The 25474-nt window shown below is 69.6% G+C and carries 23 protein-coding genes; 3 read left to right on the plus strand and 20 right to left on the minus strand.

Annotated features, from left to right (window positions below; genetic code table 11):
• Nucleotides 1–6: 6 nt before the first annotated feature.
• The 20 genes from gspM to rfbB form a co-directional block, all read right to left on the minus strand.
• Entirely contained in the window at nt 7–603 is a 597-nt protein-coding gene (gspM, locus tag CCO03_RS17880; RefSeq protein WP_157667785.1) for a type II secretion system protein GspM, read from the minus strand.
• Between the two features lie 61 nt (nt 604–664).
• Nucleotides 665–1828, minus strand: a complete 1164-nt coding sequence (locus CCO03_RS17885; RefSeq protein ID WP_157667786.1) for a PilN domain-containing protein — start codon at nt 1826–1828, stop codon at nt 665–667.
• A gap of 24 nt (nt 1829–1852) precedes the next feature.
• Complete coding sequence (locus CCO03_RS17890; protein ID WP_087283312.1) at nt 1853–2731, minus strand: type II secretion system minor pseudopilin; 879 nt, start codon at nt 2729–2731, stop codon at nt 1853–1855.
• A complete protein-coding gene (locus CCO03_RS17895) occupies nt 2728–3432 on the minus strand; it encodes a prepilin-type N-terminal cleavage/methylation domain-containing protein (protein WP_087283314.1) in 705 nt (234 codons plus the stop codon). The genes CCO03_RS17890 and CCO03_RS17895 overlap by 4 nt, the downstream gene beginning before the upstream one ends.
• Entirely contained in the window at nt 3429–3956 is a 528-nt protein-coding gene (locus tag CCO03_RS17900; RefSeq protein WP_087283316.1) for a type IV pilus modification PilV family protein, read from the minus strand. The genes CCO03_RS17895 and CCO03_RS17900 overlap by 4 nt, the downstream gene beginning before the upstream one ends.
• A gap of 122 nt (nt 3957–4078) precedes the next feature.
• Nucleotides 4079–4552, minus strand: coding sequence for a GspH/FimT family pseudopilin (locus tag CCO03_RS17905; RefSeq protein WP_236903928.1), 474 nt, complete (start codon nt 4550–4552; stop codon nt 4079–4081).
• A gap of 101 nt (nt 4553–4653) precedes the next feature.
• Complete coding sequence (gspG, locus tag CCO03_RS17910) at nt 4654–5115, minus strand: type II secretion system major pseudopilin GspG (RefSeq protein WP_087283318.1); 462 nt, start codon at nt 5113–5115, stop codon at nt 4654–4656.
• Nucleotides 5116–5168: 53 nt separating this feature from the next.
• Nucleotides 5169–6398, minus strand: a complete 1230-nt coding sequence (locus CCO03_RS17915; RefSeq protein ID WP_087283320.1) for a type II secretion system F family protein — start codon at nt 6396–6398, stop codon at nt 5169–5171.
• Nucleotides 6391–8172: a type II secretion system ATPase GspE gene (gene gspE / locus CCO03_RS17920; protein WP_087283322.1), complete on the minus strand. Its 1782-nt coding sequence runs from the start codon at nt 8170–8172 to the stop codon at nt 6391–6393. The genes CCO03_RS17915 and gspE overlap by 8 nt, the downstream gene beginning before the upstream one ends.
• Before the next feature lie 359 nt (nt 8173–8531).
• Nucleotides 8532–9380, minus strand: coding sequence for a glycosyltransferase (locus CCO03_RS17925; RefSeq protein ID WP_087283323.1), 849 nt, complete (start codon nt 9378–9380; stop codon nt 8532–8534).
• Nucleotides 9370–12327: a class I SAM-dependent methyltransferase gene (locus CCO03_RS20210; RefSeq protein ID WP_205690332.1), complete on the minus strand. Its 2958-nt coding sequence runs from the start codon at nt 12325–12327 to the stop codon at nt 9370–9372. The genes CCO03_RS17925 and CCO03_RS20210 overlap by 11 nt, the downstream gene beginning before the upstream one ends.
• Entirely contained in the window at nt 12324–13727 is a 1404-nt protein-coding gene (locus CCO03_RS17935) for an ABC transporter ATP-binding protein (RefSeq protein WP_087284895.1), read from the minus strand. The genes CCO03_RS20210 and CCO03_RS17935 overlap by 4 nt, the downstream gene beginning before the upstream one ends.
• 22 nt (nt 13728–13749) lie before the next feature.
• The gene (locus tag CCO03_RS17940; protein ID WP_335583023.1) at nt 13750–14580 is read right to left on the minus strand and encodes an ABC transporter permease; all 831 of its coding nucleotides are present in this window, start codon (nt 14578–14580) and stop codon (nt 13750–13752) included.
• On the minus strand, nt 14577–15134 hold the full coding sequence (rfbC, locus tag CCO03_RS17945) for a dTDP-4-dehydrorhamnose 3,5-epimerase (RefSeq protein WP_087284897.1): 558 nt from the start codon (nt 15132–15134) through the stop codon (nt 14577–14579). The genes CCO03_RS17940 and rfbC overlap by 4 nt, the downstream gene beginning before the upstream one ends.
• A 78-nt stretch (nt 15135–15212) precedes the next feature.
• Nucleotides 15213–15830, minus strand: a complete 618-nt coding sequence (locus CCO03_RS17950) for a GNAT family N-acetyltransferase (RefSeq protein ID WP_157667787.1) — start codon at nt 15828–15830, stop codon at nt 15213–15215.
• A 260-nt stretch (nt 15831–16090) separates the two neighbouring features.
• Entirely contained in the window at nt 16091–18205 is a 2115-nt protein-coding gene (locus tag CCO03_RS17955) for a hypothetical protein (protein WP_087283328.1), read from the minus strand.
• Nucleotides 18206–18335: 130 nt separating this feature from the next.
• Nucleotides 18336–18806, minus strand: coding sequence for a GtrA family protein (locus tag CCO03_RS17960; protein ID WP_087283330.1), 471 nt, complete (start codon nt 18804–18806; stop codon nt 18336–18338).
• Nucleotides 18807–18857: 51 nt separating this feature from the next.
• Nucleotides 18858–19763, minus strand: coding sequence for a glucose-1-phosphate thymidylyltransferase RfbA (rfbA, locus tag CCO03_RS17965; RefSeq protein ID WP_087283332.1), 906 nt, complete (start codon nt 19761–19763; stop codon nt 18858–18860).
• A gap of 87 nt (nt 19764–19850) precedes the next feature.
• Nucleotides 19851–20768 carry a dTDP-4-dehydrorhamnose reductase gene (rfbD, locus tag CCO03_RS17970; RefSeq protein WP_087283334.1) on the minus strand — a complete coding sequence of 306 codons (918 nt, stop codon included), beginning with the start codon at nt 20766–20768 and terminating at the stop codon, nt 19851–19853.
• A 207-nt stretch (nt 20769–20975) separates the two neighbouring features.
• A complete protein-coding gene (rfbB, locus tag CCO03_RS17975) occupies nt 20976–22034 on the minus strand; it encodes a dTDP-glucose 4,6-dehydratase (RefSeq protein WP_087283336.1) in 1059 nt (352 codons plus the stop codon).
• Nucleotides 22035–22238: 204 nt separating this feature from the next.
• Here rfbB and CCO03_RS17980 point away from each other — a divergent pair, with 204 nt between their 5' ends.
• The 3 genes from CCO03_RS17980 (at nt 22239) to CCO03_RS17990 (ending at nt 25191) form a co-directional block, all read left to right on the plus strand.
• Nucleotides 22239–22733: a phasin family protein gene (locus CCO03_RS17980; RefSeq protein ID WP_157667788.1), complete on the plus strand. Its 495-nt coding sequence runs from the start codon at nt 22239–22241 to the stop codon at nt 22731–22733.
• Nucleotides 22734–22932: 199 nt separating this feature from the next.
• Complete coding sequence (locus CCO03_RS17985; RefSeq protein WP_087283340.1) at nt 22933–24399, plus strand: DUF3108 domain-containing protein; 1467 nt, start codon at nt 22933–22935, stop codon at nt 24397–24399.
• Nucleotides 24400–24507: 108 nt separating this feature from the next.
• Nucleotides 24508–25191, plus strand: a complete 684-nt coding sequence (locus CCO03_RS17990) for a TetR/AcrR family transcriptional regulator (RefSeq protein ID WP_087283342.1) — start codon at nt 24508–24510, stop codon at nt 25189–25191.
• The last annotated feature ends 283 nt before the right edge of the window (nt 25192–25474 follow it).

Raw genomic sequence — 25474 nt, forward strand, 5'->3', positions numbered from 1 at the left:
GCACACTCATGGCTTGGCCCTCAACACGAACAGGGTCAGTTGGGCCGTGGCTTTCAACACCTCGGGCTCTTCGGGCGGTGGCGGCTGGCCCCGCGCGACACGCCGCGGCGCGGCGCGCTGGCCCTGCGCCGTGAGCTGCAGGGTGTCGCTGTAAATGACGGGCTCGACGCGGCCCAGGGCCTGCAGGAAGCGGGTCATGGCGTCGTAGTCCCCCTCGACACGCAGGTTCAGGCCAATGCGTTCCAGGCCGTTGTCGTCGCGCGCCGGCATCACCTGGCTGCTGACCACACCCAGCTTGTTGTCACTGGCCAGCTCACGCACGCGCTGCAAAGCCTCGTTGCCGGCCTGACCGGCTTCGGCGGTCGCGGGGTGAACGTAGCGTGCGTAGTTGCCCGCCAAATCCTGCTGAAGGGCGGCCAGCTTGTCCTTGTCCTGAATCAGGCCGGTCATCATGGCGTAGCGCGGGTTCACATCCTTCAGGCGGTCTTGCGCCCAGGCGTGCTTTTGCAACAACCAGCCGGCGCCACCCAGCACGATGGCCGCCAGCACGGCGGCAAACAACAGCAGCCACAGCCATTCGGGGCGGGGTTTGCGCGGGTTCATGAACACACCTCCGTGCTGCACATTGCGGTGCTCGCACGCTTCGAAGCGGCCAGACGCTTGCTCATGCGGCCTCCCGGGTCTTGGACAGGCCATAGCGACCCGGATCCAACCGAATCTCGATGGTGAAATTTTCCTTGCTGGCACCCGCCGGCCGCGTGGCGGGCGATGGCAGGCGCACATCCTTCACGCCGTCTTGCTTGAGCAACACCTGCACCAGCGCTGCGGCGTCGTCGGCGTTGCCGGTCACGGTGACCTTGTCGCCCTCGATGCGCAGGGTGTTCAACCAGGCCGAATCGGGCAAGGCCCGGGTCACCAGATCGAGCACCGGCAAGGGCGCCAATTGCGACTTGAGCACATCGCCCACGCCGCGCAACGCCTCGGCCTGCTTGACCAGGGCTTCGCGCTGGGCCATCTGGGGCGCCACCTCCTGGCTGACGCGGTCCAGCGCGGCCTGCGCCTGGACGGCCCGCGAGCGGGCCTGCAATACCGGCGTGGCCACGAGGGCGGCCAGCAACACGGCCGCCAGCCCCACCAGGGCAACGCGCCCGGCACGGCCTTTGGCCACCAGGGCCTGACGATGGGCTTCGCCGCCGGTGCTGAACGCAATGGGGCGAATGGGTTGGGCCGCCACGCCATTGGAGGCAGGTATGGCGCCATCGCCGTTGGCAGTCAAACGGGAATCGGGCAATACCCAGACCTCGATCGATGTCTCAGGCACCTCGACCGGGGCCAGCCCTTGCGCCGCCAGCGCGGCCTGGGCCTGAACCAGACTCTGCTCGATCTGCTTGCGCGAGGTCAGCGCCATGTGCACGGTCTGCGTGGCGGCGCCCTTGGCGGGCGGCACCACGGCAAAGCCGGAGACGGTTTGCGCAGCACCAAACGGGCTGATGGAGGCGGCCTCGAGCGCCACGGCCGCGGCCACGTCGCCGGTGTTGAGCAGCGGCAGCGTGAGGTTGCGCTCGAGCACCGCCTCGGCCGGCAGCTCCAGCGCCAGTGCGGCATTGGCCGGCAGCTGGTCGACCGCCGCCGGCACCATGGCGCCATGGCGCCACCACCAGCCGGTGATGCGGCCATCGGCCTGCAGCAAGCGCACCGGAACGGGGGCGGTCAGCGCCCGCAGGCCGGGCAGGTCCAGCAGCAGCTCGGCCGCACCGCGCCATTGGCTCGGCCACTGGCTCAGGTCCATGCCGAAGAAACGGGAATTGTCTGAAAGGGAAAGGGCCATGGGGATGGGGTGTTGCAGGGTCACTCAGGACCCGATGGCCTGGACGTGCCGCGATTCACGAAGCACACGCCAGGGCGCCACCTTCGAGTAAGTCTGGCCCAGCGCGACGTCCTGGGTCACGCGCAGCATTCTGCCTGCTTCGAGCGGGATGTCGGCTTGCATTCGGTAATGGTCGGTGGGGCTGGCTTGCACGTAACGGCGCTCGAGGCTGCTGGTGTCCGCCTCGGCGGCGCCTTGTTCACGGCCCTGTGTGATCTGGTCGACCACGCCTTGGTTCCCGCCCGACAGCACAGCCAGCACCTCGGGAGGCGCCGCCAGCGGATTCACCCGCGTGTTGCTCGGCAGGTCGGTCACCAGCAAGGGGCGCACGCGGGCCAGGATGTCGTAGTCCATGCCGGGCACCAGCATCAGGTCGTCCACGTGTTCAAACAGGCGCTTGTTCATCCCCGAGCTGCGGCGGCCGGTCGGCGACTCTTGCGGGCGCTCGTCGCGCCAGGCCACGGCCTCCTCGGCCAATGCCCGGGCCTGGCCACTGGGCAGACCCGCCCCCACGGTGAACACATCGGCCAGCAGCTCGGCCGACGCGCCATTGAGGTTGATCCAGCCATTCAAGGGCGCGGCCTGCACCTGCACCACCGTGCCCTGCACCTCGAACTCGCTGGCGAGGATGCCCGGTTCGCGCTTGCCTTCGGCCAGCATGGCCTGCAGCGCCAGCGCGAACGCGGCCTCGGCCATGGCCTGGGCCGACACCTGATCCCGCACCAGCCCTGTGGCGCGGATGTGCTGCTGCACGGTGTGGGTCGCGCCCAGCACGAGGATGCTCATGGCGGCCACCAGCCACAGCACCGCGATGAGGGCCATGCCGCGCTGACCGCGGGTGAAGGGGGTTTTCGACGGGTTCATCGCTGGACGTCTCCACCGCCGAACTTGATCGGTTCATTGCTGGGGTCGGCGGCCAGCATGCCGCTCACCGGCACCGCCAGCGCGGGCCAGGCGAATGCGCTGTTGTCCATCTCGATCTGCACCACGGCCGGCACGGCGAACGCACGCGGCACGTTGACGGGGGGCCAGCTGTCCACCCACTGGCCGTTGCGCGCATCCTGGTACGAGAGTTTCAACACGCTCACATCGGGCGCCAGCACGCGGCGCTCGGCCGCCGACCAGTTGTCGTAGGTGGCGGCGCCGTTCCAGGGCGCGAAGCGCAGCACCAGCGCGCCGTTCTCCAGGCCCAGGTGCATGTAATGGCGCCCCCCCATGCCGTAGCGCGCGGGCAGCACGCCGATCCAGGACAGCTCCTGCGGCCCGCCGGCAAAGAACACGCGGGGCGCGTTCGCCTGGGTGGACGCGGCCAGCGGCCGTGCCGAGGCCTCGCTCAGCACATCGCGCAGGAACAGCACCGTGGTGCGGTAATCCTCGGTCTGCGCCACGCGTTCCTCGATCGCGGTTTCGGTCTGCCCCATGCTGCGCATCGCGGCCGTCAGCAGCAGCATGAGCAGCGAGATCAGCACCAGCGCGATCACCACCTCGATCAGCGTGAAGCCGTGCTGGCGGCGTGCCGCAGCGCGCCCGCGGGCGCCCCGTCGCGTCGTGCAAGGACTGATCATGGCGCCTCCGCGTCGACCGGCAGGGTTTCCAGGCGCTCGGGCCGCAGGCTGCGCAGCGCGAACTCGTGCTCGCGTGAGCCATCGCTCCAGCGCACCACCACCTCGATCTCGTGCAGCCGCGGCGCCTGCGTCTTGCTGTCGGCCACGGTCGTGAAGCGCGCCGTGCGCACCTGCCAGGCAAACCCTTGCGACACACCCTGCGCGTTCACGCCCTCAGGCGCGATCACGGGGTTGGCGGCCAGCACCGACTCGGCCAGGCTCATGGCCTGCTCCTGCCCCATCAGCTCGCCCGTGGTGCGCGCGTTGGAGCCCGTCACCTGGTAGAGCATGCCCAGCGCCAGCGCCATGATGGCGAAGGCGATGAGGACCTCGAGCAGCGAGAAGCCGGCCTGACGGCGGCGCGCGCCAGCGGCAGGGTTGCGGCCCGCTCGCCATGCACGGCAGGCGGGGACGGCCTGGGCCGCACGCCCTTCTGCCCCCCCGCGCCATGCAGCAGGTGGTGTGCCGCCGGCCTGCAGGCCCATGCGGACGACCGAGCAGGCGGCAGCGGTTGTGGCACCATGGCTTGAATTGACAGAGTATGCAGGCACAGTCGTTTCATCACCAACGACAATCACCCCATACTGCTCACATCGAACCCAACCCATCATGGCGCCACCGGCTCTTGTTCGACGCGGCCTGAAAACCAGTCCACGCGCAGGCGCACGCCATCGCCCGACGAGCGCAGCACGTCGACGCTGCCCCCGGTGGCACCGCCACGCGGCAAAAAGCGGATGGCCAGGCTGCCATCGGCGCCGACCTCCTTGTCGGCCACCACGGCGCGCAGGCCCAGATCCTCGGGCACGGTGTAGACGGTTTCGCCCTCGGCGCCAAAGCTGCGCGCCGCCAGGTTGACGGTGAAGGTGGTTTCGCGCCCCTCGAGCTGGGCCTTGAGCCGTGCGGCCCGCAGGCCTTCGAGCGCCGCGCGCACGGTGTCGCGGTACTCGGCCGCCTCGCGCATGGGCCCGTAGGCCATGGGCACCAAGGCCGCCATCAGGCCCAGGATGGCCAGCACCACCACCAGCTCCACCAACGTGAAGCCGCGTGCGCGACGCAGGGATTGCAGGGGGCGAAACATCATCAATGGGGCAGTATCAGCCAATCACCGTTCAAATTTGAACGCCAATTCACGCATACTGCATGAGACAGGCATCGATGACGCGTTCAGGAACGAGGCCGCGCTCAGGACTTGATGTTGGACAGGTCAGCGTTTTCGCCCTCGCCGCCCGGGGCGTTGTCGGCGCCCAGGCTCTTGACCTCGAAGTTGCCATTGGCTGCAGGGAAGGTGTAGCTGAAGTCGTTGCCCCAGCCATCCTTGGGCATTTCCTTCAGGTAGGGGCCGGTCCAGCCGACGGCGTTGCCGGGCTTGTTGACCAGCGCCTGGAGGCCCTCGGCGGTGGTCGGGTAGCGGCCCACGCCCAGCTTGTACATGTCGAGCGCGCGCTCGATGTCCTTGATCTGCACGTTGGTGGTCTTCACCTTGGCACCGCCCAGCTGCTCCATCACGGCCGGCCCCACCAGCGCGCCCAGCAGCGCCAGGATGGCCAGCACCACCATCAGCTCAAGCAGCGTGAATCCGCGTTGCACCCGGCTGCGGGCCCGGGCGCCACGGTTGGACAGGGTACGGGTGAGGAAGCGGGTCATCACAAAGTCTTTCTCAAAGTCGTCAAGGTCGGCCGGCCGGGCAACACGCTGGCTCAGTTCGCCAGGTTGTTGATGGACATGATGCCCAGCAGGATGGAAACGATGATGCAGGCGATCAGCACGCCCAGCAGCAGGATCAGGATGGGCTCCAGCAGCGTCAGCGCGCGCTTGATGCCCACTTCCACCTCGCGGTTCAGGATGGTGGCGAGCTCCAGCATCATGGGGCCGATGCGGCCGGTTTCCTCGCCCACTCTGACCAGGTTGATGGCCAAAGGTTCAAAGATGCGTGTGCCGCTCATGGCCTGGGCCACGCGACCACCCTCTTTCACGGGCGCGATCATCTTGGCCAGGCCGGCGCGCAGGCCGCCGTTGCCCACGGTTTCGGTGGCGATCTGCAGCGCACCCAGCAAGGGCACGCCATTGCCCAGCAGCGTGCCCAGCGAGCGCGCATACAGCGTCAGCTCGTACTTGCGCAGCAGGCCGCCCAGGATGGGCAGGCGCAAGGCCAGGTTCTGCCACCAGCGCTTGCCCGCAGGCGACTTGATCCAGCGCGAAAACAGCCAGCCCAGCAGCACCGCCGCCACGCCCAGGATGAGGCCATAGGACTGGAAGCCGTGGCCCATGGCCATGACGATGCGGGTGGGCATGGGCAGCGCATCGCCCATGTTCTTGAACAGTTTTTCGAACTGCGGCACGACGAAGGCCAGCATGCCGATCAGCGACGCCACGGCCACGAACAGCAAGATGGCCGGGTACAGCATGGCCGAGATCACGTTCTCGCGCAGCGCACGCAGGCGCTCCATGTGCTCGACCAGGCGCTCCAGCACCATGGACAGCTGGCCGCTGGCCTCGCCCGAGCGCACCATGTTGATGTAGAAGTCGTTGAACACCGGCTGGTGCGCGGCCAGCGCCTTGCTGAAGGCCGCCCCGCCCTTCACGTCGTCCAGCATCTGCCCCAGCATGGCCTTGACGCTGGGCTTGTGGCTCATCTCGATGAGCACGCGCAGGCCGCTGTCCAACGCCAGGCCGGCGCGCAGCATGATGGACAGCTCGGTCGTGAGGTTGAGCACATCCTGGGCGTTGACGGGGCCGCGCCCCGCCTTGGCCTTGCTGGACAGGCGCAGCGCCTCGGCCTCGTTGGCCGCGGTGGCGTCGTCGACGCGGATCGGCGTCAGGCCGCGGTCGCGCAGCTGCCGCAGGGCCCCTGCAGCATCGGCCGCCTGCAGCCGCCCCTCGGCCAGGCGGCCATCGGCATGGGCGGCACGCCAGGCGAACTCAGGCATCGCTCTGGTCCTGGGTCACGCGCAAGACCTCGTCGAGGCTGGTGAGGCCGGCCGCCACCTTGCGCAGGCCATCGTCGTACAGCGTGTACATGCCCTGCTTGACGGCCAGCTGCTGCAGCGTGCTGGCGTCGTCGCCCCGCAGGATGGCCGAGCGCATGGTCTCGTCCACCACGAACAGCTCGTGGATGCCCGAGCGGCCCTGGTAACCGGTGCCGCGGCATTGCGGGCAGCCGCAGGCCTCGTACATGGGCTGGCCCGCCGGCAGAAAGCGCCCCAGGCCCGAGCTCTGCAACAGCTCGGCCGTGGGTTGGGTGGGCTGCTTGCAGGCATCGCACAGGCGGCGCACCAGGCGCTGGGCCAGCACGCCGTTCACGGTCGAGGTGATGAGGTAGCGCTCGACCCCCATGTCCTGCATCCGCACCACGGCACTGGCGGCGGTGTTGGTGTGCAGCGTCGAGAGCACCAGGTGACCGGTGAGCGAGGATTGCACGGCGATCTGCGCCGTTTCGCCGTCGCGCATTTCACCGATCATGATGATGTCCGGGTCCTGCCGCAGGATGGAGCGCAGCGCATGCGCGAAGGTCAGCCCGATCTGGGTGTGCACCTGGATCTGGTTGATGCCGTCGAGCTGGTACTCCACCGGGTCTTCCACGGTGATGATCTTCTGCGTCTGCGAATCGAGCTTGGCCAGGCCCGCGTACAGCGTCGTCGTCTTGCCCGAGCCCGTGGGGCCGGTGACCAGCAGGATGCCGTGCGGCCGGGCCAGCAGGCTGTTGAACTTGTCGAGCGTGTCGCGGGCAAAGCCCATGTCCTCCAGCGAGAAACGCACGCTGGCGCGGTCCAGCACCCGCATGACCACGCTTTCGCCGTACACCGTGGGCACGGTGGAGACGCGCAGGTCCAGCTCGCGGCCCTTCACGCGGATGTTGATGCGGCCGTCCTGCGGCAGGCGGCGCTCGGCGATGTCGAGGTGCGCCAGCAGCTTGACGCGCGAGCTGATGGCCGCGCCCTGGCGCGCAGGCACCACCTCGCCCGGCAGCAGCACGCCGTCCACGCGGTAGCGCACGTGCAGGCCATCGTCAAAGGGCTCCAGGTGGATGTCGGACGCGCGCAGCTCGATCACCTTGCCGATGATGCTGTTCACATGGCGGATGACGGGGGCCTCGCTGGCCAGATCGCGCAGGTGTTCGACGAAATCGCCGGTCACGCCATCGGATTCGACCTCGCCATCTGCCCCCTGCCCCTGCGCGGCCTCGCTCAGGCGCGACAAGGCCTTCTCGATGTCGGAGGGCTGGCCCACGCGCGGCTGCACCTCCAGCCCCGTGGTCAGGCGCAAGGCCTTGATGACGAAGGGATCCTGCGGCGCGGCCATGATGACCTGCAGCTGCCCCTCGGCAGCCCCCAGCGGCAGCACGTTGTGGGCACGCAGGAACTCGGGCAGCAGGCCCTCGATCTCGGCCGGGTTCTCGGGCATGGCCTCGCTGGCCACGAACGGCAGGCCCAGGTGCGAGGCCAGCGCGCGCGCGGCATCGGCCTCGGACACCAGGCCCAGGCTGACCAGCACGCGGTCGAGCGAGCCCCCCATTTCGCGCTGGGCCGCCAGCGCGCGATCCAGGTCGCGCTCGCTGAGCTTGCCGGCTTCGACCAGCAGACGACCATAGCGATCCCAGGTGCTGCCAGGCGCCACAGGCGGTTCAAATGCAGGGGGATTGCGCGGCGGTTCCGGCGTCCAGCCAGGTTCCACAGGCGCGGCTGCGGACGATTGCACGGTCATGGGGGAATGCTTGGGAGGTTGCGAGCTGTCAGCAAAATGGACTGACTGACGCATAGAGGCCCGATGCTAGCATTGGTTCCCCCGTGGCATCGCAGGCGGGACCGGGGCGCCACGGGCCCTGACGGCCCCTGCCGGGTGCGTCCCTGTGCAGGCCGCCGGCCAGGTGGGCGGCACCATCGCCCACCCGGGCCATGCGCCGCGCGCGCGACGGAACCCCTGGCGCTCAACGGAATCGCACCGCCAGAACATTCAGCAGGAGTATCCAACCAACCTCGATCACTCCTGAACGGGATCGACCGCATACTCCTCAATTCAAACAAGCAACCCCAACGAACCCGGCTTCGAACCCGGCCCGACGCTCAGCGTCCGGCCCGCTGCGCCTTGAAATCCCGGTAGGCCGGGGACTGCCACAGCTGCCACAGGCTGCTCAGGTGCCAGCGCAGGTGGCGGGCGTTGCGCCGGCTGTTGCGCTGCGCCACGTGCACCACCTGGGCCGAGGGCTCGACGGCCAGGCCCCAGCCCGCCAGTTGCAGGCGCAGGCACCAGTCCACGTCCTCGCCGTACATGAAGTAGTTCGGGTCGAAGCCGCCCGTGGCCTGCCAGGCCTGGGCCCGCACCAGCCAGAACGCGGCATTCACCCAGTCGGGCGCCTCGCCGGGCGCCACCTGTCCCGGCGCCTGCGGCGCGTGGGTCCAGCCCAGGCGCCGACTCACCGACCAGCCCACACGCCGGGCAATCGACCCCGGTGTCGGCAGTCGGCGGGCAAAGTCCTGCCGCGCACCGGTTTCGTCGACCTGCACCGGACACACGCAGCCCAGGGCGGGGTCGCGGGCCAGCCGCGCGCGCAGCGGCGCAAACGGGTCCTCGCGCAAGGCGATGTCGGGGTTGACCACGGCGAAACAGCCCGCCTCGGGCGCCAGCCCATGGTCTTGCGCATGCAGCCGCGCGTACAGGCGCCACGCCTGGTTGTGGTTCGCGCCGAAACCCTGGCTGGAGAGGTTCTGGTGCACCACCAGCTCGAAGGGCCAGGGCCTGGCCTGGCCATCGGCCTCCAGTGCGTCGGCCAGTTCCGGCTCGGCCTGGTTGAGCGTCAACACCACCCGGTCCACCGACGACAGCGCGGCCAGCTGGTGCAGCAGCGCGCGCACCTGCTCGCCATGGCCATGGCTGACGATGGACACGACGAGGCCGTTCACCTCAGACCGCATCGCTGCCCGCCTGTGCCTGCTCGGCCAAGGCCCAGAGCTTGGCCTCGGCATCGGCGATCAACTGGCTGTAGCGCACGTTGGAGATGCCCCACAGCGACGAGTCCAGGGCTTCGTGGTGGCCCACCAGGAACGGCAACGCCACCACCACGCGCAACGCCGTCTGCCGCTGGATGAAGCGGTCGATGGTGTTGGTGTCGGCATCGACGACGGTTTCGTCCCATTGCGCCATCAGACTCAGGGCGCGCGGGCCGTAGATGTTGCTCACGGCACTGATCATGCGGTCCAGGGTGACGAAGGTGTCGTTCCCCACGCGCTCGACCTTGAGCACGCGGGTGTCGGGGTGCACCTCGGCCATCAGGCCCACGAACACATCCCATTCGCCCGCCCGTTGTTCGAGGTATGCCTTCACCGCCGATCGTCGCAGGTCGTAATCCGGTGGGAACTCCACATCGTCTTCCATCACCTCGAGCGTGGCCAAGCCCTGCCGCAAGGCAGCCTGGGCCAGGTACTTGTAGCTCATCGCGCAGCCGATCCAGCCCGGCGCGTAGCGCAGGCCGTCGAACACCTGCACGTCGGCCGGCCGTATGGCCTCGAACGCCTGCCGGCGCACGGTGGTTTCGGGCAGGCTCAAGGCCAGGCGCGGCGCCACCGTGGTCGTGGCCGTCAGTTGCGTGAACTGCGCATAGCTCAGCACGCGGCGCGACACCAGCAGGCGATACAGCATGAACTCGAACCGCGCCTGCGAGGCCGCCACCACCGCCTCGCAGCGCTGGGCGTGGCGCGCGCGCTGCGCCGCGTCGGCCTGCTCGGCCAGGGCCTCGCCAATGGCCGCAATCAGGCCCTGGGCGTCGTCCACGTCCACAAAGCGCACGGCGGCCTCCAGGGCCTGGTGCTCGGCCTGGTCGGCCGCCGTCTCGGACACCACGGACTTGCCCAGCGACAGGCATTCGTAGAGGCGCGTGGTTTCGAGCAGCGCGCCCTCGTAGTAGTGCAGGTTGACCACCACCTTGGCCCCCGCCAGCGCCCGGTGCATGTCGGCCCCGAAGGCGTTGCCCACCACCCGCACGGCGTGGTGCTTGCCGATTTCGGCCAGCAGGCGCTTGCGGCGCGGCGCGTTGGCGTCGCCATAGAACAGCACATCACAGACCTCGTCGGGCGCGGGCTCGACGTCGGGCGTTGCCGCGTTCAGCCAGGTCCGGTAGCCCTGCACCCCGCCGATGGGCACCAGGTAGACATGCGGGTAGACGATGCCGAACTCCGCCAGGTTGGCCAGGTTGGTCTGGGCGTAGTCGATGGCGGCCAGCGAGTTCTCCAGCACCGCCAGGTAGTCGGGGGTGAACCAGCGCGAGCTGACGGTCTGCTCCATCTGGAAGGCCACGCGCTTTTCGCCCGGGGGCAGCGACTTGAACATCTGCGGGCAGACAACGACGTAGAGGTCCAGCGGGTAGTCGTCCGCCTCGTCCACCAACGTGGCCGGGATGCCCGCGCGCGCCAGCGCCACCTGCAGCGCATGGGCCACGTACAGCGTGTGCGGCGTGCACAGGATGCCGCAGGCGATGGCCTTGCCCTCGAATTGCTCCAGGCGCTGCGCCTCGGCGGCTTGCTGCTTGACGTGCTGCACACGTTGCAGCAGCTCGCGCCAGTTGCCCGCCGCCGCGTAGCGCATGGCGTTGCGCACGCGGCGCAGGCTCACGGCGGTGCTGGTGCCAGCGGGCGAATGACGCACCTGGCGCGCCAGCGTGCCCAGCTTGCGCAGGCCCGCCGTGGCACGCCAGCTGCGCGAGGCGAGCAACTCATCGACCTGCTGCCCCAACAGGCGCGCCGCGGTGCGGGCGGCTTGGAGGTCCTGCGCATCGCGCCGGGCCTGGCGCGTGACCTGCGCCAGCCGCTGCTGCCAGGCCTGCATCTCGCTGCTCAGGCGCGCACCCTGCTCACGCAGGCTGTGCGCCCACTGGCTTTCGCGTTCCGCCTGGGTGCGCCGCAGGGCCTCGGTCTGCACCACGTGCTCGTCGAGCCGGGCCTGCAGCTGCTGCACGGCCGCGTCACGGGCGGCCATGGCGTGCTGCGCCTCGTCCAGCATGGCCTGCTGGCGGGCCTGCAGCCGCCCCGCCTCGCGCAGCTGTTCATCCTGTTGCGCGATCCAGTCCCCTTGCGCCCGCACGGCTGCGGCATCCCGCTCGGCCTGGGCCCGCAGGTCGTTCAGCTGCGTCGCCTGATGCAGGGCCTCAGCCCGTCGCTCGAAGCGTTCGCCCAGGGCCCCGAAGTAGCGCTGGGCCGCAGCGAGCTGCGCGGGCTCGTCGCACAGCGCGCGCAGGGGCGTGGGGGCTTGCGCCCCCACCAGCAACACCCCCAGGCCATGGCTGTGCGCGAAGGCAAAGGAGGGGAACCGGGCCGCCAGCTCGCCCCAAAACCGCCAGACGCCAAAGTCATCGCGCCGCACCGCCACGTCGTGGAACAGCACCACGCCGCGCTCGCTGAGCTTGGGCTGCCACGTCTCGAAATCGTGCCGCACGGCGTCGTAGGTGTGCAGGCCGTCGATGTGCAACAGGTCCACGCTGCCATCGGCCACGTCGGCCAGCGCCTCGTCAAAGGTCTTTTGCAGCAGCGTGGAAAAGCCGCCATAGCGCGCGTCGTGCTGCCCCTTCAAGGTCTGCAGCACCTGGTCGCCGTAATGGCCCGCATGGGGGTCACCGGCCCAGGTGTCCACCCCCCAGGCCTGCAGCGGCACGTCGTGCTGCACCGCCGCCTCGCAAAAGCCCAGGTAGGAAATGCCGGAGTACACCCCCAGCTCAACCAGGGTGCGAGGCCGCATCACGGCCATCAGCCAGGCGGCAAACGGCAGGTGCCCGGCCCACGGCGCTGGTGAGCCCAGCCACACCGGCTCCTGCCAGGCCGCCTGCATCATGGGCAGCGCAAAGCCGCCGGGTTCGTGTTCTTCTCGCGTCATGGTTCCTCCCCTGTCATGTGTCGCACCGCCAGCCGCACGTCCTGCATGGGCAAGCCCACCAGGCCGGCCGATGCACTGCTGGACTCGGAGCGGAACGCCAAGGCGTCGAACACCCAATGGTGTTGCACGTGGTCCTGCTGCGTGCCTTCGGCAATCGAGGCGGTCACCGTGTAATCGCCCACCGGCATGCGCGGCATCCAGAACGCGAATTCCGCCACCAGCTCTTCTCCGGCTTCACACCGCACCGGGTTCAGCTGGTAGTTCAGGTAGGTGTTCTCGCCAAACAACACCTGGCCCAGTCGGTCCTTGACCACGAACCCCACGATGGGCTGCGTCAGCGCCTGGTGCGCGCGCACCACGATGCGCAGGCGCACGGCCTCGCCCCCCACGGCCCAGGCCAGGGCTTGGCCGGCCGCGTCGCACAGCTGCACCGCCGTGATGCGGGCCTGGCCCGTGCCGAACGATGCGGCCTGCGGATCGTGCGGGAACACCTGCAGGTCGTTGCGCAGGTTGCTCGCATTGAGGAAGGGCAGGCGCTGATCGCCCAGCACCTCGGTCTCCGGCGCCTCGACCACTTCGACCGGGTCTGCGCCCTGCCCCTGCTGGGCATAGAACTCGCGCAGGTAGGCTTCGCTGACGGCCTTGGGCGTGCCCTGCATGCGCACCCGCCCCTGGTCCAGCCAGATGGCGTGGTTGCACAGGTTCTTCACCGCGTTCGTGTCGTGGCTGACGAACAGCACCGTGCCGGTCTGCATGAACTCGCGCAGGAACCGCATGCACTTCTGCGTGAAGAAGGCGTCGCCCACCGCCAGCGCCTCGTCGATGACCAGGATGTCCGCGTCCACGTGGGCGATGACGGCGAACGCCAGCCGCACCAGCATGCCGCTGGAATAGGTCTTGACCGGCTGGTCGATGAACGCGCCGATGTCGGCAAAGGCCTCGATGGCCGCAAAGCGCTCACGCGTGACGTGCTCGGCCTGCCCCAGCACGCCGGCGTTGAAGAACACGTTCTCGCGCCCGGTGAACTCCGGGTTGAAACCGGAGCCCAGCTCCAGCAAGGCCGCCACGCGGCCTTGCACCTGCACCTCGCCGTTGGTGGGATAAAGCGTGCCGCAGATGATCTGCAGCAGCGTGGATTTGCCCGAGCCGTTGCGGCCGATGATGCCGACCGTCTGGCCGCGCATGACCTCGAGGTCCACCCCGTGCAGCGCCCAGAACTCGCGGTAATGGTTGCGGGGCGACAACCCCAGCCAGCGCCGCAAGCGCGGCACCACGAACTGCAGCAGGCGCTGCGCAGGCGCCGCGTAGATCTGGTAGCACTTGGACAGCCCCGTCACGCGGATGGCCGACGCGGCGCCCGAGGGCGCCTCGGCCGGGGTCACGTCCGCTGCGGCCAGCATGCGCAGGGCCGGTTGCACGGTGTCAGAGCACATCGGCAAACCCCTTGCGCGTGGCCTGAAACCCCGCGAACCCCAGCCAGGCCAGCACCAGGGCGACGCCGGTGTAGGCCAGCAGGCCGGCCCAATCGGGCGCCTGCCCCCAGATCAGCACGGCGCGCCCCTGCTCGATGATGAAGGTCAGCGGGTTGGCCTGCATGAACAGGCGGTACTCCTGCGGGATGGCGGTCAGCGGAAAAAACACCGGCGACATGAACAGCAAGATGGTGGTGATCACCACCATCACCTGGCCCAGGTCACGCAGGTACACCCCCAGCGCACTGGCCAGCCAGCCCAGGGCCAGCACCATCAGCAGCAACGGCACGACGACCAGCACGATCAACGGTGCGGTGGCAGGTATGCCGCCATTGAGCAAGGCGCAGGCCACCAGCAGCACCACCAGGCCGATGCACCACTGGAACAAGGCCGTGCACAGGCTGACCACGGGCAGCACCTCGAGCGGGAACACCACCTTCTTGACGTAGTTGCCATGGGCCGGAATCAAGCCGGGCGCGCCGTTCAGCACCTCGGCCAGCAGGCCGTGCATGAGCAGGCCGGCATACAGGATCAGCGCGAACTGGGTCCGGCTTTGCTCGAGCGTGCCCCACTTCGCCTGGAACACCACCGAAAACACAAAGGTGTACACGGCCAGCATGACGATGGGCGTGATCACCGCCCACAGCAGCCCGCCCACGGTGCCGCGGTAGCGCGCCGCCACGTCACGCCGGGCCATGCGGGCGATGAGTTCGCGGTGGTGCCAGAGCGAACGTCCCATCGCCAGCGGCGACCACGGCAGGCGCGCGTGCGGGTTGATCACGCGTACACCTCGGCCTGGTCCAGCAGTGGCGCGGCCTTGTCCTTGTCCGACAGCAGGGGCTGGGCGATGCCGTGGGCCGCCAGCGGCCAGTCGATGGCGATGGCCGGGTCGTTCCAGGCGATGCCGCGCTCATGCTGGGGCGCGTAGAAGTCGGTGGCCTTGTACAGGAAGTCGGCGCTGTCGCTCAGCACCACGAAGCCATGCGCCATGCCGGCCGGCACCCAGAGCTGGCGGTGGTTGTCCTCGGTCAGCTCCACCCCCACCCACTGGCCGAAGGTGGGCGAGCTGCGGCGGATGTCGACGGCCACGTCGAAGACGGCGCCGCGCACCACCCGCACCAGCTTGCCTTGAGGCTGGTGCAACTGATAGTGCAGGCCACGCAGCACGCCCTTGGCCGAGCGGCTGTGGTTGTCCTGCACGAAGTCGACCTGCGCGCCGGTCAGCTCTTCGAACACACGGCGGTTGTAGCTTTCGGTGAAGAAGCCCCGCGCATCGCCAAACAGCTTGGGCTCAAGGATGAAAACGCCATCGATGGCGGTGGACAAGGCCTGCATGGGCAGCACTCCAGGAATGGGGGACACAAAGCCACGGCAACGCCGCAGCGGATTCAACGGATCGGGACGCGCGGCCCTTCAGCCCGAGGGCGGGCCGGCATCCGCCGGCGCCGGCCCGGCGAACGGGTGGGGCACGATGTGGATGCCCTCTGGCAACCACCGGGTGTATCGATCCAAAGCCGTTCTCAAAGCATCGGCAGCCAGGCCATACTGCACCTGATCTTCGCGCTCGCCCACCACCTGCGCGCCAAACCGCTCGTGAAAGCGGCGCACGGGCGCGTTGTCGCGGTGCACCTCGAAGTGGGCACGGCGAAAGCCGAGCGTCCACGCATAGCGGTAGACGATGAGGGCCGATTCCATGGCCGTGGTGGCCGGCACGCCGGGCAACAGCATCCACGACCCCCAGCAAAAACTGTCGCCCCGGGCGTCGTACAGGCGCACCGTGCCCAGCGCCTCGCCGCTGTCGGCCTGGGTGATGACGAAGTAAGCCTGCGTCTCGTCGCGGGCGTAGGCGGCCAGCCAGGCGCGCTGGTCATCCAGCTCGCTGGACGTGGGCGACATGTAGCGGTTGCGAGCGGGGTGGTGGCGCAGCTGCCAGATGAAGGCGGCATCACCGGCCTCGGCATTGCGCAGCAGCACGTGGCGGCCGCGCACCTGAGCGGCTTTGAGCAGACGAGGAGCAGAAACGGCGTTCAACAAAGGCAGGCAACAGAACAAAAAAGAAACAGGCCGCGCGGGTGCCGGGCGGCTGGCGCGTGGTCACCGACTCAGGACCGGGCAAAGCCCCGGTGTGGCGCCGGCCCGGCATGACCGCAGGATAGCAAGCCGTGACCGCCCCTCGGCACAGGCCGCGCCCCGCTCGGGTAAGCCGCCACGACCGCTTCGCCCCCCGGGTGAGACCGGTGCGGTCAGCCCGTCCAGCACCCGGCGCGGCGAATTGTCTCCGCGCCTGGCCCTCACGGTGTTTCTCCATGCAACGCCCCGGCGCGCCAGCCCGCCAGCGTGGGCAGGCGGCAGCTCAGGCGCAGCCCCGCCACACGCACCCACATGGGCTGGTCGGCCAGGTCGATGCGCAGCTGCGGCGCAAAGCCATGGGCGCTTTGCCAGGCCAGGTGCAGGTCCTGCGGCAGGCCGGGCGCCGGGGGCGCGGGTGGCGCAGGCGGCTGGTTCAGGGTCTGCTCGCTCAGCGGCGGCCAGGGCTCTGCGGCGCCTGGCGGCTGCAGGGCTGCCGTGCGGGACGCGGCTTCGGTGAATGCGGGCGCCGGGCCATGGCCTGTGGCCGGCGCGGCCAGGGGCGCAAAGAACACCTGCAGCGCCCCGGGCCGGCTGGCCTGCAGGGACACGGCCACGTCCAGCACCTGACACCGGGCCAGGGCCTGGGTCAAGGCGGCATCGGCGCTCAGGTCCAGCAACCATTGGGCATCGCGGCCGGTGCGCAGCCACGGGCCGATGGCCTGGGGCTGCGCGTCCAGCAGGCGCCCCGGCATGGCGCCCGCACCCGCGGCACCGACCGCCGCGGTGTCGACCGCCGCAGCACCGGCTGTCGCGGTGCCGGCCGCTGCGCCATCGGCCGACCAGTGCAGCAAAGGGCGTCCGGGCGTCGTGGCCCCCAGCGGCAGTTGGCGCGTGAACGAGGCCCCGATCTGCTGCGCATGCAGGATGGCCCCGGTGGCATCGGGCAGGTCGAAAATGGGACAGCGGATGGGCTCTCCCGAGCCCCACTGCTGCTGCAGGCAGGCCCACTGCTCGGCGCGGAACACGCTGCCGCTGCGGTAGATCGTCGCCACGTCGAACACCGACCGCAGCAGGCCAAGCGCCATCAACAGGGCGAGTATGGCCACAACCCCGATCAAATTCGAACGGCGACTGCCTGATACCCCATCAGATTGACCCGACCGCCACAGCACGGCAGCCGCCGCCACGGCCCAGGGCAAGGCCAGGGTCAGCCAGAAGAAGTGAAACCGTTGGTAGCCGAAGGCGTAGACCTGCAAACCCGTTTGCACACTGGCGTCGCGAAAGCCGGCACGGCCATACGCCACCATCATGAGGTAGGCCATGACCAGCGCCACCAACGGCAGCGCCACCAGCGCCACGCGACCGGCCGCGGTGCCCTGCTGGCCCGGCGCTGCGGGTGCGAGCGCGAGCGCATCGCCGCGCTGGCGCCAGGCCTGCCAGGCCAGGGCCAGCCAGACCAGCGCGCAACCCAGCCACACCAGCACGACCAGCAGCGCGTCCCCCGTCCAGGACGACAACGGCTGTCCCAGGGCGCGGCCCAGCTTGCCCAGGGCGTAGAGCCAGAAATCGGCCTGCAGCGGCGTGGTGCGCGGGATGGCCTGGCCCAGGGCATCGGCCGGCAGCCGCGCCACGGCCCAGGCCTGGGCCAGCGTGGTGGTCACGCCCGCCACCAGCAGCCCCAGCGTCACCGCCTGGGCGCGCCGCGCCGCCACGCCGTGCAGCGGCCGCAGGCCCCACAGCACGGCCGCCAGCGCCAGCGCCAGCGCCACCGTGCCCACGGCGCCCGAGATGTACGACAGGCCGGCGAGCAGGCCCAGCAGCCCCCCGGCCACCAGCGCCCAGCCCGCTGCCACGCGGCTGGTCAGGCCCAGGCACAAGGCCATGAGCAACCACAGCAGCGGCAGCGCCTGGTGGTAGGCCATGTTCTGGTCGCCCCAGTAGCTGCCGGTCTGCAGCATGAACACGGTGGCGACGAAGGCCAGCACCGCCTGGCGGCGGTCGGGCAAGGCCCAGCACAACAAGCGCCATTGGCCCCACAGCAGCCCGCCCTGCACCAGCAGCAGCGTGATGAATTGGTAGGCGACCACGTTGCCGCCAAGCACACGCTGGGCCAGCGCATCGAGCGCCAGCCCCAGCGGCGCCATGGTGTTGTTGGCGGCCGTGAACCACACGCGCGGCAGCCACCGGCCCGCCGTGCCATCGGCGTAGGCGCGCCAGTCGTCCACGAACGGCAGGTCGCTGCCAAAGCGCAGCCAGCACAGGGCGCTGGCAGCCAGCATCAACCAGGGCAGCAGCTGAAGGCCGCGCCAGGGCCAGCGCAGGGCAGCGTTGCTCATGGCCTGCCCCCTTTGCCAATGGGCATCGCGCCAACCCGGGCCGTCGCACCAAGGCGCACCGCAGCCAGCCGCCGGTCCCCGGCAAGACCCGCGCACCTGGCGCCGGGCACGCCACATAACCGGACGGCGCTCATGCCACCCCCGCGCGAAACACCCACCGGTGCACCGCGTAGGTCAACGGCACGCACACCGCCACCGAGGCCAGCGCCGCCAAGCTGGACGGCCAGCCCAGCACCGCCACCCACAGCTCGACCACCGCCAGCCCAACCACGAACTGCCCCAGTTGCGTGGCGGCCACCAGGGCCCAGGCGTGGCGCCGGCCAGGCGCCCGGAACACCAGCCAGCGCAGCATGGCATACGACAGGGCAATGCCGGCCACGAACGCGAGCCCATAGGCCCAGCGGTACCCCAGGGGCGCCAGCAGCACCAGGTACAGGCCGTAGGTCAGCCCGGTGTTGAGCCCCCCGGTCAGCACGAAGCGCACGCTGCGCGGCAACCGGGCCAGCCACGCCTGCAACCGCGTCGGCACCGGGCCGGCCCCATTCCGCGCGGCAGCCGCGGTGGCAGACGGCGGCAGGTGGGACGGTGCGCGGGGCGGCATGGTCGGTGGTCGGGTGGCAGGCAACGCGAGGGCAGCGCACCAGTGTGCGGTTCACCGCACCGGCTTGCCGAGCTGACGCGTGTCGGTCACCAGGCGCATCAGGTACTGGCCGTAGCCGTTTTTCAGCAGCGGTGCCGCCAGCGCCTCCAGGTCCTCGACGCCGATGAAGCGCTTGCGGAAGGCCACCTCTTCGGGGCAGGCGATCTTCAGGCCCTGGCGCTTTTCCAGCGTGGCGATGAACTGGCCGGCGTCCAGCAGGCTGTCGTGCGTGCCCGTGTCCAGCCAGGCGTAGCCGCGCTTCATGATCTGCACCTGCAGCTGGCCTTGCTGCAGGTAAGCCTCGTTGACGCTGGTGATCTCCAGCTCGCCACGGGCGCTGGGCTTCACGGCCTTGGCGATGTCCACCACCTGCTCGTCGTAGAAGTACAGGCCGGTGACGGCGAAGTTGCTCTTGGGCTTGACCGGTTTTTCCTCGATCGACTCGGCCTTGCCCTGCGGGTCGAAGGCCACCACGCCGTAGCGCTCGGGGTCGGTCACGTGGTAGGCGAAAACGGTGGCGCCGGTGGTCTGCGCGTCGGCGTTGTGCAGCAGCACCTCCAGGTCGTGACCGTAGAAGATGTTGTCGCCCAGCACCAGCGCGCTGGGCGCCCCGTTCAAGAACGACTCGCCGATCAAAAAGGCCTGCGCCAGCCCGTCCGGGCTGGGCTGCACCGCGTACTGCAGCGAAATGCCCCACTGGCTGCCGTCGCCCAGCAGCTGCTGAAACCGCGGCGTGTCCTGCGGCGTGCTGATGATGAGGATGTCCCGGATGCCAGCCAGCATGAGGCAGGACAGCGGGTAATAAATCATCGGCTTGTCGTAGACGGGCAGCAGCTGCTTGCTCATGGCCAGCGTGGCCGGGTGCAGCCGGGTGCCGGAGCCTCCGGCGAGGATGATGCCTTTGCGGGCCTGGGTCATGGGTTGTTTCTGTTCAAAGCCAATCCAACGGGTATGGCGCCACGGCCGTCATTCAATGAACGGGAACAAGCGCATACCCCACTCTACTCAACGCATCAGGTGTTCCGTCAGCATGCGCGTCACGCCGTCCTGCCAGGGTGGCAGGCGCAGGCCGAAGGTGGTCCGCAGCCGGGCGCAGTTCAGGCGCGAATTGTGTGGCCGCGTGGCCGCCGTCGCAAACGCGCTGCTGGGCACGGCCTCCACCGCCTTCACGGCCAGCGCCAGCCCGGGCTGAACCTGCTGCGCCGTGGCGAAGACGAACTGCGCGTAGTCGAACCAGCTCGTCGCCCCGCTGGCGGCCAGGTGGTAGGTGCCCGACTTGCCGGCATCGGCCAGCAGCTGGGGCAGCGCCTGGGCGGTCACGTCGGCGATCAGCTCGGCCCCGGTGGGGGCGCCGATCTGGTCGGCCACGATGGTCAGGTGCTCGCGCTCGCCGGCCAGCCGCAACATGGTCTTGGCAAAGTTGCCGCCGCGCGCCGCGTACACCCAGCTGGTGCGGACAATGAGGTGGGCACAGCCGCTGGCGCGGATCGCGTCTTCGCCGGCGAGCTTGGTGCGGCCGTACACGCTCAGCGGGCCGGTGGCGTCGCCTTCGGACCAGGGCAGCTCGCCGCTGCCGTCGAACACGTAGTCGGTGCTGTAGTGCACCAGCGCGGCGCCCACCTCGGCGCAGGCGGCGGCCAGCGCGGCGGGTGCGTCGGCATTCAGGCGCTGCGCCAGTTCGGGCTCGGCCTCGGCCTTGTCGACGGCCGTGTGCGCGGCGGCGTTGACGACCACGCGCGGCTTCAGCGCGCGCACGGTCTGCGCCAGCGCCGCCGGGTCGTTCAGGTCGCCGCACAGCGCGGGCAGGCCAGCTTGCGCCGCCCGGCCCTGGCGATCGAGCGCGGCCAGCGCGCCCAGCGGCGCCAGCGCGCGCTGCAACTCCCAGCCGACCTGGCCGTTCTTGCCCAACAAGAGGATGGTCATGTCAACACTCCGACAAGGTCAGCGCCGCCCAGCGGACGACGCGAAACGCGAGAACCTGGCGCAACGGCCGCAGTGAAAGGCCGGGGAGCCGGGGACAGCGTGTCGGCCGCAGCGCAGGGCCGCACCCAAGCAAGGCCAGCCCCTCCGGGGGCGCCCGGCGCAGGGTCAGCGGACGACGCACAGCGCGCGAGCGTGGGGGCGTCATGTTCATGCGTAGTGCGTGGCCAGCCAGTCGCGGTAGGCGCCGCTTTGCACCTGGGCCACCCACTCGGGGTGGTCCAGGTACCACTGCACGGTCTTGCGGATGCCGGTTTCAAAGGTTTCGGCCGGTTTCCAGCCCAGCTCGCGCTCGATCTTGCGTGCGTCGATGGCGTAGCGGCGGTCGTGGCCCGGCCGATCGGTCACGTGGGTGATCTGCTCGCGGTAGCTGCCCCCGGCCTCGCGCGGGCGCAGCTGGTCCAGCAGGTCACAGATGGTGTGCACGATCTCGACGTTGGGCTTCTCGTTCCAGCCGCCGACGTTGTAGGTCTCGCCCACGCGGCCGGCGCTCAGCACGCGGCGGATCGCGCTGCAGTGGTCCTTGACGTACAGCCAGTCGCGGATCTGCAGGCCATCGCCGTAGATGGGCAGCGCCTTGCCGGCCAGGGCGTTGACGATCATCAGCGGGATGAGCTTTTCGGGGAAATGAAACGGCCCGTAATTGTTCGAGCAATTGGTCGTCAGCACCGGCAGGCCGTAGGTGTGGTGCCAGGCCCGCACCAGGTGGTCGCTGGCCGCCTTGCTGGCCGAATACGGGCTGTTGGGCTCGTAGGGGTATTGCTCGGTGAACGGCTCTTGATCAACGGAGAGCGAGCCATACACCTCATCCGTTGAAACGTGCAGGAAACGGAAATCGGCCTGTTCGGCCGCGGGCAGCGCGGCCCAGTGGGCGCGCACGGCTTCGAGCAGCTGGAAGGTGCCGACGATGTTGGTCTGGATGAACTCGCCGGCGCCATGGATGGAGCGGTCCACATGGCTTTCGGCGGCAAAGTTGAGCACCGCGCGCGGCCGGAACTCGGCCAGCAGCGCGGCCACGCGCTCGCGGTCGCCGATGTCGGCCTGCACGAAGTGGTGGCGCGCATCGCCCTCCAGGCTCGCCAGGTTGGCCAGGTTGCCCGCGTAGGTCAGCGCGTCGAGGTTGACCACGGGCTCGTCGTGCGCGGCCAGCCAGTCGAGCACGAAGTTCGAACCAATGAAGCCGGCACCGCCGGTCACCAAAATTGTCATGCTGCACCTCTGAATGGAGACATGGGCCGCCTGCCTGCCGACCACGCCTCGTCGGCCTGGGCAAGGGTCGTGCCAAGCCATGCTGGCAAACCCACGATTATTTCATGGGCTCCGCTTGGTGTATTTCCGGATGCTTCAGGCGGTCAGCCGCCCCCGCAAGCGCATAGACTTTGCGTGCAGACCTGCTGTTTGATGAGGAGTGCCATGTCGAAAGCCAGCAAACCGCCCGCCCCGCCCCCGGCCGCCGAATCGGCGCCGGACATGGCCCACAGCATCTGGCTGGCCGGCCTGGGCGCCTGGGCCCAGGCCCAGGCCGAGGGCAACAAGGTGTTCGAGGCCCTGGTGCGCGACGGCTTGAGCCTGCAACGCCAGACCCACCAGGGGCTGGCCCAGGCCACCGAGAAACTGGCCGAGATGACGGCACGCGCCAACGACGCCCGCTGGGGCAAGCTGGGCGGCCTGTTCGAGAACCGCGTGGCCCAGTCGCTGAGCCGCATGGGCCTGCCCGACGCCACCGACTGGCAGGCACTGCAGGCTCGGCTGGACCGCATCGAAGCGCATTTGCAAGCCCTGCAGCCCACGGCAGGCGCCCCCGCGCCCGGGGCGCCGGCCTCGCGCACACCGCGCAAGACCACCCCGTCAACGGCCCCCCGCAAGGCGGTTGCCAGCGCCGCCACGCGCCGCCGCAAGGCCGCGTGAACGCGCTGCTGGGACTGCCACCACGCAGCGGCACGCCCATGGACCTGCCATCAGACGCCGGCCCAGCCGTTCTCCAGCGCATTCCCCCCCGTGAACGCGGCCAAATCTCCACACGCACCACGCCTTGAAACACGCCGCGGCGTCGAACGCCGGCCATCCGATGGACAATGGCCGGCTTGTCTGAGTGATTGACCCGTTCATGACCGTCTCCGCGCGCGCCGCGCTTTCTTCGCCCCCGCTGCCCCGTCCGCCCTACAAGCCCCTGGCCATCGCGGCCGTGGTCGCGGCCTTGGGCCATGCCGTGCTGATTTGGGGCCTGCCCCAGTTCCAGAGCCCGATCACGGGGCTGCGCTCCGAAGCCATGGAGACGCGCATCATCGATGCCCCCCAGGCGGACGAAGCCCAGACCGACTTTCAGGCCTTGACGCCACCACCGCAGCCGCCGAAACCGGCGCCGCGGCCCGCCCCCACACCCAGCCCTGCGCCCGCTGCCGCGCCAGCCGAGGACGCAGCGCAGGACGACCCGGAACCCGAAGCCGACCCGGTCGAGGAAAACCGGCCCGCCGACCGGCCTGCCGATCAATCCGCAACCAGCAGCGAGCCACCCCGCGCCTCGCTGCGCAGCCTGAGCGAGCAGCCCTCGCTGATCGAAGGCATTCCCAAAGTCACCTTTGGTGGCGGCTCGGGGGCCCAACCCGTGCGCGCCATGCTCACGGGCAACCAGACCAAAACCGTGCTGGCGCAGATGTCCGACGGCATCGAGGGCCAGGCCAGGCTGGCCCGGCCGTCCGACCTGAGCTACGTCACCACCTACACGCGCGGCGGCGAGGCCATCCCCGGCCGCACCACGCTGGCCTGGCGCCACGACAAGCGCTATTACCAGGCCAAATGGGTGGAGACCAACGTCAAGCTGGGCAACAACTCCTACCTGTCGACCGGCGCCGTCGCGCCCCAGGGCCTGGCCCCCGTCACGGGCACCTGGGACACCACCGCGCGCGACACCATTGCGTTCAACTACGACGCGCAGCAGGCCGTCATCACGTCGGCCGCAGGCGGCACCACCCGGCTGCCGGTGCAGACCGGCACGCAGGACCGCATCAGCGCCGTGTTGCACCTGGGCGCCTTGCTGGCCGGCCAACCCGAGCGCTTCCCCACGGGCACCCGCATCGAGGTGCCGGTGCTCGTCAAAGATCACCTGGAAACCTGGACGTTCACGCTCGAAGCCGAAGAATCGCTGACCGCGCTCAACAACCAGCCCGTGCCCACGGTGCGCCTGGTGCTGGATGCGGCAGGCAGCCCCACGGCCGCGCCATCCTTGGCCAACCCGGCGAGCGCGCCCGCGGGCGCAGCAAGCGCCCCGCTGGTGCAGGCCGGCCCGCGCCTGGCCACGCAACCACCCGTCACGGCAGGCCCCGACGCGCTGCGCCGCATGGTCGTTTGGCTGGGCCCCACGCTGGACTTCCTGCCGGTGCGGTGGCGCATCGAACTGGCCAATGGCGACGTGAGCGACCACCTGCTGCGCAGCGCCGTCGAGCAACGCGTGCTGTCCAGCCTGCCCCCGCCCGCCGACGCGCTGCCCGACGGCCGCGGCAGCCCGCCCCCCGCCAGTCCGCCGGCTGCGGGCGGCACACCCCGCCCCGCTTTTCCCGAGGGCGGCGGCGGCTGATGGCCTGCCGCGCGTTCAGGGGGCCCACACCCTCCGGGCCAGCGGGCATTGGCAAACGCGGCCCGTCCGTATATCGTTTGTGCACCGCAGCATAAATCGCAACGACCCATGGCAAGCAAGGCGCCGCGCCGCACGGCCCAACGCATCCTCGACACCACGCTGGACCTGTTCAACCGGTTCGGCGAACCGAACGTGTCCACCACGCTGATTTCGGCCGAGCTCGAGATCAGCCCGGGCAACCTGTACTACCACTTTCCGGCCAAAGACCAGCTCATCAACCGCCTCTACGAGGCCTATGAGGCGCAGGTCAACCCCATCCTGGCGGCGGCCAACGACATCGCCAACGTCGAAGACGCGTGGTTTTTCATGCACTCGCTGTTCGAGGCGATGTGGGCGCACCGCTTTCTGTACCGCGACCTGAACGACCTGCTCTCGAAGAACCGCTTCCTGGAAACCCACGTGCAGCTCATGCTGCAGCGCAAGCGCCGCGCCATGCAGGCCCTGCTGCACGGCGTCGGCGCCCACCTGCACGCCCAGCTCGACGACGGCGCCATCGAAACCGCGGCCACCAACATGGTGGTCGTGAGCAGCTACTGGCTCAGTTACGAATACGCGCGCAACCCCCGCCAGGCCACGGACGAGGCGCACAGCCAGGCCGCCCTGATGCGCGGCGCCCACCACGCCCTGAGCACGCTGCTGCCCTACTTGGCCCCCGACCAACGCGCCCACCTGCACCACCTGGCCTCGGCCTACCTGGACGCGGACGACAGCGCCCCCGCAGCAGGGAACTGACCCGCCACGCGCAAAGCGGTTCGGGCTGCGGACTGCACATTGGCACGCGATGTGGCTCGGCCGGGCCAGGATTGGCCGGGGCCGGACGCTGGCATGGCCACCACGCTCATCGGGTCAACGCGGCGCCCGGGATCACGCGCCATGGTCAGAGCACCCCCGACAGGACTCACCCGCACCAAGCTGCCCACACCAGGCTACCCGCACGGCCCCGGCACGCCTGACACACGCCGGTCTGCCGAGGTGTGGCGCGCCGTTGTGGCCCTGGGGGCGGACTGGCCGTCGC

The organism is Comamonas serinivorans, from assembly GCF_002158865.1.
Lineage (GTDB): Bacteria > Pseudomonadota > Gammaproteobacteria > Burkholderiales > Burkholderiaceae_C > Comamonas_E > Comamonas_E serinivorans.

Coding starts and splice junctions, on each gene's coding strand:
- gspM (WP_157667785.1), bottom strand. CDS start 603: ATGAACCCGCGCAAACCCCGCCCCGAATGGCTGTGGCTGCTGTTGTTT.
- CCO03_RS17885 (WP_157667786.1), bottom strand. CDS start 1,828: ATGGCCCTTTCCCTTTCAGACAATTCCCGTTTCTTCGGCATGGACCTG.
- CCO03_RS17890 (WP_087283312.1), bottom strand. CDS start 2,731: ATGAACCCGTCGAAAACCCCCTTCACCCGCGGTCAGCGCGGCATGGCC.
- CCO03_RS17895 (WP_087283314.1), bottom strand. CDS start 3,432: ATGATCAGTCCTTGCACGACGCGACGGGGCGCCCGCGGGCGCGCTGCG.
- CCO03_RS17900 (WP_087283316.1), bottom strand. CDS start 3,956: ATGGGCCTGCAGGCCGGCGGCACACCACCTGCTGCATGGCGCGGGGGG.
- CCO03_RS17905 (WP_236903928.1), bottom strand. CDS start 4,552: ATGATGTTTCGCCCCCTGCAATCCCTGCGTCGCGCACGCGGCTTCACG.
- gspG (WP_087283318.1), bottom strand. CDS start 5,115: ATGACCCGCTTCCTCACCCGTACCCTGTCCAACCGTGGCGCCCGGGCC.
- CCO03_RS17915 (WP_087283320.1), bottom strand. CDS start 6,398: ATGCCTGAGTTCGCCTGGCGTGCCGCCCATGCCGATGGCCGCCTGGCC.
- gspE (WP_087283322.1), bottom strand. CDS start 8,172: ATGACCGTGCAATCGTCCGCAGCCGCGCCTGTGGAACCTGGCTGGACG.
- CCO03_RS17925 (WP_087283323.1), bottom strand. CDS start 9,380: ATGCGGTCTGAGGTGAACGGCCTCGTCGTGTCCATCGTCAGCCATGGC.
- CCO03_RS20210 (WP_205690332.1), bottom strand. CDS start 12,327: ATGACGCGAGAAGAACACGAACCCGGCGGCTTTGCGCTGCCCATGATG.
- CCO03_RS17935 (WP_087284895.1), bottom strand. CDS start 13,727: ATGCTGGCCGCAGCGGACGTGACCCCGGCCGAGGCGCCCTCGGGCGCC.
- rfbC (WP_087284897.1), bottom strand. CDS start 15,134: ATGCAGGCCTTGTCCACCGCCATCGATGGCGTTTTCATCCTTGAGCCC.
- CCO03_RS17955 (WP_087283328.1), bottom strand. CDS start 18,205: ATGAGCAACGCTGCCCTGCGCTGGCCCTGGCGCGGCCTTCAGCTGCTG.
- CCO03_RS17960 (WP_087283330.1), bottom strand. CDS start 18,806: ATGCCGCCCCGCGCACCGTCCCACCTGCCGCCGTCTGCCACCGCGGCT.
- rfbA (WP_087283332.1), bottom strand. CDS start 19,763: ATGACCCAGGCCCGCAAAGGCATCATCCTCGCCGGAGGCTCCGGCACC.
- rfbD (WP_087283334.1), bottom strand. CDS start 20,768: ATGACCATCCTCTTGTTGGGCAAGAACGGCCAGGTCGGCTGGGAGTTG.
- rfbB (WP_087283336.1), bottom strand. CDS start 22,034: ATGACAATTTTGGTGACCGGCGGTGCCGGCTTCATTGGTTCGAACTTC.
- CCO03_RS17980 (WP_157667788.1), top strand. CDS start 22,239: ATGTCGAAAGCCAGCAAACCGCCCGCCCCGCCCCCGGCCGCCGAATCG.
- CCO03_RS17985 (WP_087283340.1), top strand. CDS start 22,933: ATGACCGTCTCCGCGCGCGCCGCGCTTTCTTCGCCCCCGCTGCCCCGT.
- CCO03_RS17990 (WP_087283342.1), top strand. CDS start 24,508: ATGGCAAGCAAGGCGCCGCGCCGCACGGCCCAACGCATCCTCGACACC.